Source organism: Moraxella sp. CTOTU47579 (assembly GCF_032004885.1).
Taxonomy (GTDB): Bacteria; Pseudomonadota; Gammaproteobacteria; order Pseudomonadales; family Moraxellaceae; genus Faucicola; species Faucicola tetraodonis.
The window spans coordinates 91,712-105,780 of sequence record NZ_DALZOJ010000005.1; the positions used below are offsets into that span (position 1 = coordinate 91,712).

At 44.8% G+C, this 14,069-nt stretch carries 12 protein-coding genes; 6 read left to right on the top strand and 6 right to left on the bottom strand.

What is annotated here, in order from left to right:
* Nucleotides 1–151 precede the first annotated feature (151 nt).
* The 3 genes from typA (at nt 152) to RTP55_RS05180 (ending at nt 4,120) form a co-directional block, all read left to right on the top strand.
* Complete coding sequence (gene typA / locus RTP55_RS05170) at nt 152–1,990, top strand: translational GTPase TypA (RefSeq protein ID WP_036595294.1); 1,839 nt, start codon at nt 152–154, stop codon at nt 1,988–1,990.
* A gap of 193 nt (nt 1,991–2,183) precedes the next feature.
* Entirely contained in the window at nt 2,184–2,615 is a 432-nt protein-coding gene (gene mscL / locus RTP55_RS05175; RefSeq protein WP_036595296.1) for a large conductance mechanosensitive channel protein MscL, read from the top strand.
* A gap of 92 nt (nt 2,616–2,707) precedes the next feature.
* Nucleotides 2,708–4,120, top strand: coding sequence for a D-amino acid dehydrogenase (locus tag RTP55_RS05180; RefSeq protein ID WP_312384718.1), 1,413 nt, complete (start codon nt 2,708–2,710; stop codon nt 4,118–4,120).
* On the opposite strand, the gene phoR is transcribed toward RTP55_RS05180, so the two are convergent.
* From phoR to dtd, 3 genes are all read right to left on the bottom strand, one after another.
* Entirely contained in the window at nt 4,095–5,402 is a 1,308-nt protein-coding gene (gene phoR / locus RTP55_RS05185) for a phosphate regulon sensor histidine kinase PhoR (RefSeq protein WP_312384720.1), read from the bottom strand. The two genes, RTP55_RS05180 and phoR, sit on opposite strands and share 26 nt — an antisense overlap.
* 90 nt (nt 5,403–5,492) lie before the next feature.
* Nucleotides 5,493–6,191 (bottom strand): phosphate regulon transcriptional regulator PhoB, encoded by a 699-nt coding sequence (gene phoB / locus RTP55_RS05190; RefSeq protein WP_007115106.1) that lies wholly within the window; start codon nt 6,189–6,191, stop codon nt 5,493–5,495.
* Nucleotides 6,192–6,381: 190 nt separating this feature from the next.
* Nucleotides 6,382–6,834, bottom strand: a complete 453-nt coding sequence (gene dtd / locus RTP55_RS05195; protein ID WP_312384722.1) for a D-aminoacyl-tRNA deacylase — start codon at nt 6,832–6,834, stop codon at nt 6,382–6,384.
* A gap of 151 nt (nt 6,835–6,985) precedes the next feature.
* Between dtd and asd the strand changes: the two genes are divergently transcribed.
* Nucleotides 6,986–7,819 (top strand): archaetidylserine decarboxylase, encoded by an 834-nt coding sequence (gene asd / locus RTP55_RS05200; RefSeq protein WP_100274153.1) that lies wholly within the window; start codon nt 6,986–6,988, stop codon nt 7,817–7,819.
* Between the two features lie 197 nt (nt 7,820–8,016).
* A complete protein-coding gene (locus RTP55_RS05205; protein ID WP_312384726.1) occupies nt 8,017–9,258 on the top strand; it encodes a multidrug effflux MFS transporter in 1,242 nt (413 codons plus the stop codon).
* 3 nt (nt 9,259–9,261) lie between these two features.
* Here the strand turns inward: RTP55_RS05205 and RTP55_RS05210 are convergent, their stop codons facing one another.
* Both RTP55_RS05210 and rlmH read right to left on the bottom strand, forming a co-directional pair.
* Nucleotides 9,262–10,086, bottom strand: a complete 825-nt coding sequence (locus tag RTP55_RS05210) for a DODA-type extradiol aromatic ring-opening family dioxygenase (RefSeq protein WP_219299572.1) — start codon at nt 10,084–10,086, stop codon at nt 9,262–9,264.
* Nucleotides 10,087–10,263: 177 nt separating this feature from the next.
* Entirely contained in the window at nt 10,264–10,770 is a 507-nt protein-coding gene (gene rlmH, locus RTP55_RS05215; protein WP_312115360.1) for a 23S rRNA (pseudouridine(1915)-N(3))-methyltransferase RlmH, read from the bottom strand.
* Nucleotides 10,771–11,135: 365 nt separating this feature from the next.
* Here rlmH and rnr point away from each other — a divergent pair, with 365 nt between their 5' ends.
* Entirely contained in the window at nt 11,136–13,532 is a 2,397-nt protein-coding gene (gene rnr, locus RTP55_RS05220; RefSeq protein WP_409418416.1) for a ribonuclease R, read from the top strand.
* A gap of 178 nt (nt 13,533–13,710) precedes the next feature.
* Here rnr and RTP55_RS05225 read toward each other — a convergent pair whose 3' ends face one another.
* Complete coding sequence (locus RTP55_RS05225) at nt 13,711–13,983, bottom strand: hypothetical protein (protein WP_203172435.1); 273 nt, start codon at nt 13,981–13,983, stop codon at nt 13,711–13,713.
* Nucleotides 13,984–14,069: the final 86 nt, after the last annotated feature.

The following is a 14,069-nucleotide window of genomic DNA, read 5'->3' on the forward strand; positions in this document are numbered from 1 at the left end:
AAAAAGCTACCCTCGTTGGTAGCTTTTTTTATTTTTATTATCAGCTATAAACTCAACTTAGATAAATTTAATCTATTTTTAACGATAAGATGTTATACTACCGCGTGTTTTAATTTTCCTTCCTAGCCGAATTTTCAAGAGCTATTTTTTTATGTCAGATTCAATCAAAAATCTTCGCAATATTGCGATTATTGCCCACGTTGACCATGGTAAAACTACTCTAGTCGATAAACTGTTACAACAATCAGGTACTTTTGGTGAGCGTGCCGCAGAAGTTGAACGCGTCATGGACTCTAACGCATTAGAGCAAGAGCGTGGTATTACCATTTTAGCCAAAAATACGGCGATCAAATGGACCAATCCTAAAGACGGCGTTGAATACCGTATTAACATCGTCGACACCCCCGGTCACGCTGACTTCGGTGGTGAAGTTGAACGTGTGATGTCGATGGTTGACTGTGTGTTGTTATTAGTTGATGCCGTTGATGGTCCTATGCCACAAACCCGTTTTGTGACCTCAAAAGCATTTGCCCGTGGCTTAAAGCCAATCGTGGTGATTAATAAAATTGATAAACCAAGCGCCCGTCCAGACTGGGTCATGGATCAGGTGTTTGATTTGTTTGATAATTTGGGTGCGACAGATGAGCAGCTAGATTTTCCCATCGTTTATACCTCTGCCATGAATGGTATTGCAGGGTTATCGCCTGACGAGCTTGCAGAAGATATGCAGCCATTGTTTGAAACCATCGTTAATGTCGTTGAGCCACCACAGGTGGATACGGACGGTCCATTCCGTATGCAGATTTCAAGCCTTGATTATGATAACTTCAAAGGTTTGATTGGTATCGGTCGTATTCAGCGTGGGTCAGTTAAAACCAATACGCCTGTAACAATTGTGGATAAAGAAGGTAATAAACGTAACGGCCGTATCCTACAAATTATGGGTTACCATGGTCTTGACCGTATCGAAGTACCTATGGCGCAGGCCGGTGATATCGTCTGTATCACGGGTATCGATGCGTTAAATATTTCTGATACTATCTGTGATCCACAAAACGTAGAAGCCTTACCACCGCTAAGTGTCGATGAGCCAACCGTATCGATGACTTTCCAAGTGAACAACTCACCATTCGCGGGTAAAGAAGGTAAATTCGTGACGTCACGCAATATTCGTGAGCGCCTAGAACGTGAGTTAATTCATAACGTGGCACTTCGCGTAGAAGATACCGACAGTCCTGATAAATTTAAAGTCTCAGGTCGTGGGGAACTTCACTTATCTGTATTGATTGAGAATATGCGCCGTGAAGGTTTTGAGCTGGGTGTGTCACGTCCAGAAGTAATTGTTCGTGAAATCGAGGGTGAGAAACAAGAGCCCTTTGAAAATGTGATTTTTGATGTTGAAGAACAGCACCAAGGCGCGGTAATGGAGCAAATGGGCTACCGTAAAGGCGAATTGACCAATATGGAAGTTGACGGCAAAGGTCGTATCCGTATTGAAGCGGTAGTACCGTCACGTGGTTTGATTGGTTTTCGCTCTGAGTTCTTAACCATTACCTCAGGTACCGGTATCATGACCTCAAGTTTCTCACATTATGGTCCTGTCAAAACAGGCGATGTGGCAAAACGCCAAAATGGTGTGTTGATTTCTATGGTGAATGGTACTGTATTGGGCTATGCGCTATTTAACCTTCAAGAACGTGGTCGTATGTTTGTATCACCGCAAACTGAAGTCTATGAAGGTATGATTGTTGGTCAAAACTCACGTAGCGATGACATGGTAGTCAATCCAACCAAAGCAAAACAGTTGACGAACGTGCGTGCCAGTGGTACCGATGATGCGATTATTTTAACGCCGCCAATCATTTTTACCCTTGAACAAGCGCTTGAATTTATTGAAGATGATGAGCTGGTTGAGGTGACACCAAAATCAATTCGTCTACGCAAAAAATACTTGACTGAAAATGAGCGTAAACGTAACGGTCGTAAATAATAGCGGGTCTAAGCTATAAAATTTTGAAAAAGCCTAACATTTATTTACAAAAAGCTTGTACCTGTTACAAGCTTTTTTAATTTAATCTACACACTGGCAAAGCAAATATTTAAAATTTTACACAATTCCTTATGATGATAAGGGTTTTTTAGTCAACGATTGTAGCAATTATTTTGAAAGTAGGAGAAGTTATATGAGTATGATGTCAGAATTTAAAGAGTTTGCCCTCAAAGGCAATGTGATGGATTTGGCAGTGGGTGTCATCATCGGCGGCGCATTTGGTAAAATCACCACGTCGTTGGTAGAAGATATTATTATGCCGATTATCTCTGCGATTATGGGCGGCAGAATCGACTTTACCAATATGTTTGTGGTGTTAGGTGATGTACCTGCAGGCACCGCTATGACGTATGATGCGCTGAAAAAAGCGGGTGTGCCTGTATTTGCATATGGTAATTTTGTCACCATCTTAATCAACTTTATTATTTTGGCATTTATCATTTTTATGTTGGTGAAAGCTATGAACCGCCTACGCCGTCAAAGCGAAGCACAAGAAGCGGCTGCACCAGAACCTTCAGAAGAAGTACTATTGCTGCGTGAAATCAGCAGTAAATTAAGCAAATAACGGTTTGTAAAAAAGCTGATAGATTAAAATTTCAGCCCATGTTATTTATAAATGAAAAAAAGCCTCCATGATAACTGGGGGCTTTTTATTGATTGCTAGTCAATCTACCTTTTTTATCTATACATATTCATCAGCTAACGACAGTAAGGCAAGTTATGACAAAGCAGGTAATCGTGCTTGGTGCAGGGGTGGTGGGTGTCACCACTGCTTGGCAGCTTCGACAAGCAGGGTTTGAGGTAACGGTAATCGAGCGCGAAAGTAGCGCGGCATTGTCAACATCGTTTGCCAATGGTGGGCAAATATCTGTGTCACATGCCACGCCTTGGGCAAATCCTGATACACCCTATAAAGCGCTAAAATGGTTATTGCGAGAAGATGCGCCATTGTTGTTTCGCTGGCGTCGGTTGTTGGGTTTGCCCGGCAGTACAGCGCAAGATACAGCCCCTGATATGGCACTGTGGCGATGGGGTTGGCAGTTTTTGCAGCAATGCAATGCGAAAAGTGCCGATGCTAATTTGGTGCAGATGGTCAATTTAGGATTATACTCTCGGCAGATACTGGGGGAGGTTAGGGCGCAAACACACATTGATTATGACTGTCTGACACGCGGTATTATGCATTTTTATACCGATCATGCTGAGTTTCAGGCAGCGATAGCACCCACTAAACGGATGCAGCAATTGGGTTGTGATCGGCAAGTGATTAGTGTGGATAAAGCGATAGAATTAGAGCCTGCGTTAACTGGTATTGGCAAAGAATTGGTTGGAGCGACTTATACGGCACTTGATGAATCAGGGGATGCCCAAAAATTCACTCATCGCTTGGCAGCACTTTGTCAACAGCAAGGGGTAACATTTTTATTTAATACTGCTATCAAACGACTTATTTATCATAACCAACACATTGATGGTGTGGAAGTAATCTCCGTTGATAGTAGAGACAATACCGCTTTGCCAGCGCAGTCACAGATACTGTCCGCCGATGCGTATGTACTGGCGTTAGGGAGCTATAGTCCTGCCTTAGTCAAAGCATTGGGTATCAATCTACCCATCTATCCTGCCAAAGGCTATTCAGCCACTTATGCTGTGTTGCGACCCGATGAGACACCTTATGTAAGCTTGATTGATGATGAGTTTAAACTGGTATACTCGCGCTTAGGCGATCGCTTGCGAGTAGCAGGAACGGCTGAATTTAACAGTTTTAACCTTGAGCTAAATCCCATTCGTTGCCAAGCGATTACGCGGCGGGTGAGAGAGGTGTTTGGAGATGCGGTAGATTTGACCGAGCCGAATTATTGGACAGGGCTGCGACCGATGACACCGTCAAATGTGCCGATTATCGGTCGCGCGGTCAATCGCCAAGGACGTATTGATAATTTGTATCTCAACACCGGACATGGCACTTTGGGCTGGACGCACTCGAACGGCTCAGCAAAAGCGATGGCTGATATCATGCAAGGGCGTCAGCCACCAGTAAATTTTAACTTTGTGGGCTTGCAGGATTAAGGGATTGGGTTGGGATACTAGCAGATTTTGGAAAGGTCACAGTAAAGGTCGAGCCTTTGCCAACTGTGGAGGTGATATCCAAGGTGGCATGATGCTGATACAAGACATGCTTAACAATTGCTAGCCCCAAACCAGTACCCCCTGTGTCACGGCTTCGACCCGTGTCCACGCGATAAAAACGCTCGGTTAAGCGCTGAATATGGCGCTGCTCGATACCAATGCCATTGTCGGTCACGCTAAAACATACCCCCGCGTCACACTCATGCCAGCTAATACTAATCTCCCCACCTTTGGGGGTGTATTTCATGGCATTGGTAATCAGGTTACTGAGCGCACTTCGCAGATAATCTTCATAACCCAAAATATGTAACGTGCTGTCGATATGCAAATGAATCATATGGTCGTATGACTTGTTGTACATTTGCGCATCGTCAAACAATTGCATCAGCATTTTGGGAATATCAATGTCTTTGGGCTCAGTAGGTTTTTCATCGTTCTCTAGTCGAGATAATAACAGTAAGTCATTGATGATGTTATTCATGCGCTGACTTTGCTGCATCATCTGAGTAAACGCGCGAGCAATACGCGGATCTAAATCAGGCTGTTCACTCAAAGTCTCCACATACCCCATGATGACGGTAAGCGGTGTGCGAAGTTCATGCGAAACATTGGCCACAAAGTCTTTTCGCATCTGTTCTAAATGCTGAAAACGGGTGACATCATAAATCAGCAGTAATTTTTCTTGCCCAAATTTGGTAATCTTGCACTGCACATAGCGCTCGATATTAGACGGGTTATGGATACGCACACCATCTGGATAGTCTTCAATGTGGTGATAATATTGATGAAAAAGCGGGTTGCGAATAATGGTCAACACATTGCGACCTTGGTCGGGCGCTTTAAATTGAAAAAGCCGCTCGGCAGAGTTGTTCCACCATTCGATACAGTCGTTTTTATCAATCAGAATAATCGAGTCTTGCAATGCGCTCAGCGAGTCACGCACTTTTTGCACCAGCGAAACGGTTTGCTGATGCGCCAATTTCTCTTGGCGATTGACTTGGTAGATATTGCTGGCAACGACACTAAGGTTGGACTCAAATGCAGGCGGCGGCTCATCGGGGTTTTTGTTGTACCATGCTTTAAAGCGTTGTATCGACCATAAAAAATATAGCTGATACAGGCAAAGCCCTATCGCCAGTCCCCAACCCCAAAACCCTAATAGCCCGCCAATCAACAGCCCCGCAACCCCAACTGTCACCACGGGTAAAATGCTCGACCACATATTAATTTTTCTAGCGTCCATTGAGAAAGCTTACTATAGCGAAGTTGGGATAAGTTGGCAAAAATTTCAATGCGATTAATCAGACTATTGTTAGTCGATTTTATTAGAAAAGCGATAGCCTGTGCCACGTACAGTTTGGATATAGTCCGCAAACCCAAATGGCTCAAGCACTTTACGCAGGCGGCGGATATGCACGTCAATGGTACGATCTTCGACATACACATTGCCACCCCAAACTTGATCGAGTAGCTGGGTACGGGTATAAGCCCGCTCGGGATGACTCATAAAGAAAGCCAGTAGCCGATACTCTGTCGGTCCGATATCTACCGCTTTGTTATTGGCACTCACGCGCTGACTGGCAGGGTCTAGCGACAAGCCGCCCACATCAATGGGTTTTTCGCCTGACAATGCGCTACTACGGCGCAATACCGCTTTGATACGGGAAACCAATTCACGGGTGGAAAACGGCTTGGTGATATAGTCATCTGCCCCAGCGTCAAGTCCTTGAACTTTGTTGTCTTCTTCGCCTTTGGCGGTGAGCATGATGATAGGAATTTCAGAGAGCATTTCATCTTTTTTCAGGCGGCGGCATAAATCAATGCCTGATAGCCCATTGGGTAGCATCCAATCTAATAAGATGAGGTTGGGACGATGATCTACCACCAAATGATGGGCTTGAGAGACTTCTGAGGCTTGCAAACAATCAAATCCTGCCATCTCTAGTGTGGTCACGATCATTTCTCGAATGGCAGGCTCATCTTCCACTACCAAAATAGTTTCATTTTTCATAAATTTCTCAAGCGATAAAAATAGGCAACTGTTTGTCAAAATAATTTTATGACAACAATATTACAATGCCCATATTACAACTTCAGAATATGACAAAAAAATGACAATGATAAGCTTTTATGGCTTTTATTTGTGGTGTTGTAAAAAATTCGGCGTTTGACTCAATTTTTGGTACTTAACATAGGTCGCATCACAGTTCAAAAATAAAATTTATCGGACCATCGTTGCAACTGCTGACTTGCATGTCTGCACCAAATTCGCCTGTTTGCACGGCTGCATATTGCGTCTTGGCATACGATACTATCTGGGCAAACAAAGCTTTGGCAGTGTCGGGCGCCATCGCGGGCTTAAAATCAGGACGTCTACCCGATTGGGTATTGGCAAGGAGGGTAAACTGCGACACCAACAGTAAGCCGCCATTAACCTCTTGCACATTTTTATCCATTTTGCCTAGCTCATTTTCAAATACGCGATAGGTGAGGATTTTATCAATCATTTTTTGCCCCATCGCAAGCGTATCATCATGCCCAAGGCCAAGGTAAACAAGTACGCCGTGTGCAATCTCGCCGACGATTTGTTGTGGGTGAGGCGCTTGGTTAACTGCTACTTTGGCAAATTTCACCCGTTGTAATACTGCTTTCATGATTTTTCCTATCCGTCAGTTTGAGCGTAAGCGGCTTAACTTAAAAGCTAGCTTGTCGCTTAGCTCGTAGCCCAGTGTTTAATATACCGTGATTCTAAGGGGGATTTTGATTATAATAAGCCAACTTTAAAATGCCAATCTCGAGTAACTTATGACCTTGTTTACGACGTTACAATCGCTTGTCCCACAACAAAAAATCAGTGAAATCGCAGGTCGTCTTGCCCAAAGCCGTCATCCGATGGTGAAAAAAACCTTTATTCGTACCTTTGCTTCGGTGTATGGCATCAAGCTAGAGGAATATGCGCGCGGTAGCTTTTCTCAGTATGACAGTTTTAATGATTTTTTTACTCGTGAGCTCAAAGACGGCGCGCGCAAGATTGATGATGACTCAGATGCGCTGATCTGTCCTGCAGATGGCATGATATCGCAATTGGGGCAAATCGATAAAGACCAAATCCTGCAAGCCAAAGGCAAATCGTATGAAGTCGGGCAATTGCTCGCCGATTATGAACTTGGCAAAGCCATGCAAGAGGGGAGTTTTGTCACCGTGTATTTGGCACCGACCAATTATCACCGCGTGCATATGCCGTTTGACGGTACCTTGGTAGAAACCATCTATGTGCCAGGACAGCTATTCTCGGTCAATAACGAGACCGCTGAAAACATTACCGATTTGTTTGCGCGTAATGAGCGCTGCGTGTGTGTGTTTGATACCGAATTTGGTAAAGCCTGCGTTGTGCTAGTCGGGGCGATGATTGTAGCAGGGATTGAAACAGTGGCCACAGGCAAAATCAAACGTAGCGATCGCGTGCAGCGTCAAACCCATCAGATGACATTGAAAAAAGGCGATGAACTTGGGCGGTTTTATTTGGGCTCAACGGCGATTGTGGTGTTACCAAAATCAGCGGGCATGGCTTGGGGCGCAGGTCTTTATAATTCAGTGCCGGTGACAATGGGTCAACGTCTGGGTACTTTTTTGCAGTAAGCTGTCAAGGTATAGGCTAAAAAAGGTGGCAAAGGCTGCCTTTTTTATGCTGTGTTTTAGCCAATCTACATGGTTGATTGCTCACATAAACTAAACGATAACGAAAAATATTTTAGGAAAATTTGTTTATAATAGCCGACTTATGATTTTTACCTGCTTTTTTATTTAGACGCGCTTTTTTATTTAAACTGATCACTATGAACCTACCGCAAACACCGCACCCTCAACTATCGCACGACTTAGACTATCCGACAGTTTGGATTATGATTTTGGGGTTGATTATTGCTATCGGTCCGCTGTCGATTGATATGTATTTGCCGGCCTTGCCCAGTATGGCAAAAGATTTTGGCGTAGCAACGGCTTTTATGTCTAATTCGGTACCTGCCTATTTTGTGGGATTGGTGGTCGGGCAGTTGTTTTATGGTCCGATTTCGGATCGGATTGGGCGCATCAAGCCCTTGTATGTGGGCATGGTATTGTATGTGATTGCCTCGGTGATGTGTGCAACCACCACCAATGAATACGTGTTGTTTGTCTCACGAACGCTACAGGCGTTGGGTGCGTGTGTGGGAACGGTGGTGTCGCGGGCGATGATTCGTGACCGCTTGCATCCTAAGCAAATGGCAAAGGCTTTTTCGCTGATGGTCCTAGTGATGGGGATTGCGCCGATTTTGGCACCAAGCCTAGGGTCGTTGTTGTTAAAAGTCGCCAGTTGGCGGGTGATTTTTTGGTTTTTGGCGGGGTTTGGTATTTTAAATATCGTGCTGACCCGGCTGTTTTTGCATGAAACCTTGACCGATGAGTTTCGCAACAACCGTCCGATGAATGACGTGCTCAGTCAATACTGGGATTTGCTCAAAGATACCCAGTTTAATTATCCTGCGATTGGCGCAGGGCTGCTGATGGGTTCGATGTTTGTGTATATCAGCGCGGCACCTGAGCTAATTATGGAAGGATATGGGGTGACGCCGCAGCATTTTAGCTGGATTTTTGGCATGAATGCGGCAGGTTTTATTGGGTTGACACAGGTCAACCAATGGTTGGTGAACCGTTATCGTCTAGTCAGCTTGCTGCGCTTTGGGGCGGTGATGCAAGTAATCGCGGCAGCGTGTTTGATGCTGCTAGGCTTAGTCTTTGGCACGCAAGCTTGGCTGCCGTTGGTGCTCGCCAGTATTTTTTGTTGTATTGCAGGGTTAGGACTCACTCAGCCCAATTCAGGTGCCATTGCTTTGGCATTTCAAAAACACCGCGCTGGCATGGCGAGTGCCTTGCAAGGCTCTCTTAACTTTGTCGTCGGTATTTTTGGCGGATTAGTATTAAATATCCTGCCCTTTAATCCCGTCGCCAAGCTAGGTATTACCATGTTTATGCTCATGACTATCGGCGCATTTTTGGTATTTCAAATCGACAAAAATCTTGATGTGGCGGATGTGGACTAAGGGTTAGTCAAACCGATACACATCCATACCCAAACTAAAATGGGCAAAACTTTCATGCACGATACTCATCTTTGAGCCTGCGCCTGCCGCAAAAAATAACGGCAATAAATGCTCAGGGGTGGGGTGATTGTGATGAGCAAATGGATGTGACCGCCAATCTAAAGCCGTTGGCATATGTTGTTTGAGTTGATGAATCAACCAATATTTAAATTCACGTGCCTCAGCATCCACCTCACCACTATCAAACTGTACCTGCGCCAAATTATGGGTGACACTGCCAGAGCCGATGATTAATACTTGCTCTGCCCGTAGCGGCGCTAATAAAGCCCCCAGCTGAAAACACGCATAACTATCAAAATGCTGCGGCAGCGAAAGCTGCACAATCGGCACATCTGCCTGCGGATACAAATGCACTAGCGGCGACCATACCCCATGATCAAAGGGACGCAGTCGATTGACCGACGTGCTAACACCCAAAGCCTGCAACTGCTGTGCCAGCTGCTCAGCAATCAGGCTATCGCCTTTGACAGGATAATCGATTGTATACAGTTTCTTTTGAAAGCCGCTAAAATCATGCCAAGTAGCGGGCGCCGCATTGCCATTGATTTCTAGATGCTGGCTTTGCCAATGCGCAGAGATGATGATAATCAAGCGTGGTTTTGGTAGATTTTGCCCAAATTTGTTCAGCGCTTGGGTAGTACGGTTGTTTTCGATCGCAATCGTCGGCGCCCCATGTGAGATAAACAAACTGGGCAAGGTATAAAGCTGGTACGGTGTTTTGGGTAAAAATGGCTGCAGGCTGATTGGTTGTTTCTCGGTTTTTTCCATCAATTTTCTTAAAGTTGCAGTGATAAATAGAAATGATAACGAATGAATAAGGATTAACTAAAAAGGATAAGGATTAACTAAAAAGGATTAATAGGTTAAATAAGGGAAAAATTCGCAAAAACAAGCCATGTCAGCGATTTCATACATAATCAAACATAACAGGTTGACTGGAAAAACTTAAAAATAATCACCGCGATGATACGGATGATGATGGATAATGGTCATAGCGCGGTACAGCTGCTCCATCAGTAGCACACGCACGAGTGGATGCGGCAAGGTGAGATTGGACAGCGACCATTTGAATGTCGCATGGGCTAAAACCTCTTTTGAAATGCCATCAGCACCCCCAATCACAAACGCCATGTCATCACCCAACTGCATGGCTTCGCCAACTTTAGCCGCTAAATCTTCGGTTGATAGATTTTTACCGCGGACGTCTAGGCAAATCAGCTGCTCGCGTTTGCCTGCTGAATTTTTGGCTTGGTGCGCTTGCAGAATTAGTCCGCCTTCGGTGATGGCATATTTTTCAAGTTCGGCAGACGAGGGGTTTTTGGTACGTTTGCAGGCGGGGATTTCAACGATTTCGGTGCTAAGCATGGGCTGAATACGTTTATAATAGTCGTCAAATCCCGTCTGCACCCAAGCTGGCATTTTTTGTCCAACGGCTAAAATTCTTGCTTTCATGGGTCCCCCTTTGTTATCTTTTGACCAATCTATGTCGCTGTCTATGTCACTGTGGTGATTCACCGTTAGCCATTAAACACTCATTATCGAAGCCAACTATATTTTCGCTATCGAAGTCAGCTATATTAAAGCTTACTTAAAACTTAAAATAAACCATTTAAAAACCAACCATTTAAAAACGCTTGCAACGCACCCATATACAATGCAATAAAGCCTAAATCAACCTAAGCTGAGCTAAGGCCTGAACTAAAACTAAGCTGAGCAACAAAATTTTAACATGATTTTATCGCTGTGATGGATAATACTTCCCCTAGCATTTAACGAAAATGATAAAATAATTTGACTGACAAAGTTTAAAAGTTTAAATGATAAAAAAAGACGACAACAATATGAAAAATTGGCAAGACCCCAATGCCGCTGTTGAAGCAGCCAACTATGACAACCCGATTCCAAGCCGTGTACTGATTTTACAAACCCTACTTGAGCGCGGACAAGCTACCCAACACGAGCTTGCGACGATTTTTGATTTGGATGACGATGAGTACGACGCACTGGGCAACCGCTTAAAAGCTATGCTGCGGGATGGACAATTAAGCCGTGATGCCGACGGCGGCAATCCTTATATTTATCGCCCATTGACTGAGAACGATGCCGTAACTGGCGTGGTCGCTGCCCATGCCAAAGGCTTTGGCTTTGTCGTGCTTGATGATATGCCGGATTTGTTTTTGAATGAAACTGAAATGCGCTGGGTATTTCATGGCGATAAAGTAAAAGCCATCGCTACTAGTACCGACAACCGTGGTCGTATGATGGGTCGTGTGTTGTCAGTGGTATCCCATGCCCAGCTACAATATATTGGTAAACTTGCAAAAGATGACGATGGTTACTTTGTAGAACTGATTAGCCCAAACAATCATCAACCGATTACGGTGACGGAAGAAAACGTCGAAGCGCTACAACTCAAAATGGGTGACCCCGTCAAAGTCGATATCATTGACTATCCCACCCAACATGAATATGCGACGGGGAAAATTACTGAAAGCTTGGTCGATGATAACGAGCGTGAATTGATTATCAAAACTACGCTGCTAAATTACGATATTCCCCATGAATTTAGCCCAAAAGTCATGCAGCAAGTCGATGCCTACAAAGAGCCGACACAAAAAGACTATCAAGACCGTATCGACTTACGTGCCTTGCCGCTAGTCACCATTGATGGCGAAGACTCGCGCGACTTTGATGATGCCGTCTATGCCGAAAGACGTCGCGGCGGTGGCTACCGCTTGGTCGTCGCGATTGCCGATGTCAGTCATTATGTGACTGCCAACTCAGTACTTGATCAAGAAGCCTATGAGCGGGGTACATCAGTTTACTTCCCGCATTTTGTGGTGCCGATGCTACCTGAAAAACTCTCCAACGGGCTTTGCTCTTTAAACCCAAGTGTTGACCGCTTGTGTATGGTAGCCGACATCATACTATCGCGTAGCGGTAACGTGACCAGCTATGAGTTTTATCCAAGCGTGATGCACTCTCAAGCGCGATTGACTTATAACCAAGTCAATGATTATTTTGCCCAAGTTCAAGGGGAAACGCCCAAATCCGAAGTGCCTGTCACTATCACCGGTAATAAAGCGGTCAAAAAATCAATCGATGTGCTGTATGATTTGTACAAAGTGCTATTGGTCAAACGCGAACAGCGCCATGCGATGGAATTTGAAACCCAAGAGACTTATATCAAGTTTGATGAAGCAGGCAAAATCAGCGCCATCGTGGCACGGACGCGTGGTGACTCGCATAAGCTCATCGAAGAGATGATGCTATTGGCAAATACCTGCGCGGCTGAGTTTTCGCTCAAGCATGAATTGCCGGTCTTGTATCGCAATCATGATACCCCAGAGGCAGAAAAAGCCGCTCGCGTCAGTGACTTTGTGAAGCATTTTGGTTTGTCATTTCCTGAAGAAAACCCGACGCAGGCAGATTATCAGCGTATCATTGAAGCGACACGCGAGCGCCCTGATGCGATTAGTATCCATAGTGTGCTACTGCGCTCCATGCAGCAAGCCAACTATGCAGCGACCAATATCGGGCACTTTGGGCTTGCGTATGAGGAATACAGCCACTTTACCTCACCGATTCGCCGTTATCCCGACTTGATGCTACACCGTGCCATCAAAGCCAAAGTGACGGGCAAAAAAGCGCCGCTGCCAGATTGGTCACTAGAAGATGCGGGTGAGCAGACCTCAATGACAGAGCGCCGTGCCGATGAAGCCAGCCGTTTTGTTGAGCAGTGGCTCAAAGCCCATTATATGAAAGACCATATCGGTGAAGCGTTTGATGCAGTGGTTACCACAGTGACCAATTTTGGCTTGTTTGTGACTCTCACTGATTTATTCATTGATGGCTTGATTCATATCTCGCATTTGGGCGAAGATTACTTTGTATATGATGACAAGGCGCAGCAGTTATTTGGTGAAAAATCAGGACTGGTGTTTGGACTGGGTGATAAAATCCGTGTCAAAGTCGCTGCCGTCAATATGGAGACCCAGCAGATTGATTTTGATTTGGTGGCACAGCTGGAAAAATCGTCATTTAATAATCGCGGTAAAGGCAAAAGTCGCGGTCAATCGCAAGCGGCCTCTAATTCTGTTCAATCCAATCCCAACGCGCCATCTAATCCTAACGCGCCATCTAAGCCAAATGAGAACGTCAGGAAAGCAAAAAGCGCTAAAAATAAAAGTAACGCGCGCAACAAATCTCGTTAATGAAAAAAAGGGCAATATAATTTGCCCTTTTTTTATCGTTGAAACAAATACCTACTAAAACAAAAAACGCCTTTGTCCACTTAATCTTAGTCATTTGATGTTAGCGACTTAATATTAGCCACTTGATGCGCTTTAACCAGTCTTGCTTGGCGGTGCTAGCAGCTAATACGCCAAGTTATTATTGCGTGGTTTTCTCTGCGCTCGCCAAGTTGTTGGATGAGGTCTGAGCGGTTTGATTCAAATCTGTTGTTGCCTTATCAAGCACTTGTTTAGGCTGCTCGCCAATCGATGACGTATCGTTTGATGCTATGGCTAAGGGCGCCGAGGCGGCACTACTATTGGCTTGATTGGATGCAATGACTTGCTGGGTACGATGTGATGATATTAGGTTAAAAATGGCGAGTGCGGTGATGCCTAATATCGCAAAAATAATGAGTAATTTTGGCTGCATGAGGATTTCCAGTGTAGCGTCAATTTGGCTAACCGATGTCTAAAGCCTGACGTCTAAAGTCTGTGGCTTAAAACGTCAAATCGGGT

Bases quoted from the DNA above. Each gene is read 5' to 3' on its own strand.
- typA (WP_036595294.1), top strand. From the start codon at position 152: ATGTCAGATTCAATCAAAAATCTTCGCAATATTGCGATTATTGCCCAC.
- mscL (WP_036595296.1), top strand. From the start codon at position 2,184: ATGAGTATGATGTCAGAATTTAAAGAGTTTGCCCTCAAAGGCAATGTG.
- phoR (WP_312384720.1), bottom strand. From the start codon at position 5,402: ATGTGGTCGAGCATTTTACCCGTGGTGACAGTTGGGGTTGCGGGGCTG.
- phoB (WP_007115106.1), bottom strand. From the start codon at position 6,191: ATGAAAAATGAAACTATTTTGGTAGTGGAAGATGAGCCTGCCATTCGA.
- dtd (WP_312384722.1), bottom strand. From the start codon at position 6,834: ATGAAAGCAGTATTACAACGGGTGAAATTTGCCAAAGTAGCAGTTAAC.
- asd (WP_100274153.1), top strand. From the start codon at position 6,986: ATGACCTTGTTTACGACGTTACAATCGCTTGTCCCACAACAAAAAATC.
- RTP55_RS05205 (WP_312384726.1), top strand. From the start codon at position 8,017: ATGAACCTACCGCAAACACCGCACCCTCAACTATCGCACGACTTAGAC.
- RTP55_RS05210 (WP_219299572.1), bottom strand. From the start codon at position 10,086: ATGGAAAAAACCGAGAAACAACCAATCAGCCTGCAGCCATTTTTACCC.
- rlmH (WP_312115360.1), bottom strand. From the start codon at position 10,770: ATGAAAGCAAGAATTTTAGCCGTTGGACAAAAAATGCCAGCTTGGGTG.
- rnr (WP_409418416.1), top strand. From the start codon at position 11,136: ATGATAAAAAAAGACGACAACAATATGAAAAATTGGCAAGACCCCAAT.
- RTP55_RS05225 (WP_203172435.1), bottom strand. From the start codon at position 13,983: ATGCAGCCAAAATTACTCATTATTTTTGCGATATTAGGCATCACCGCA.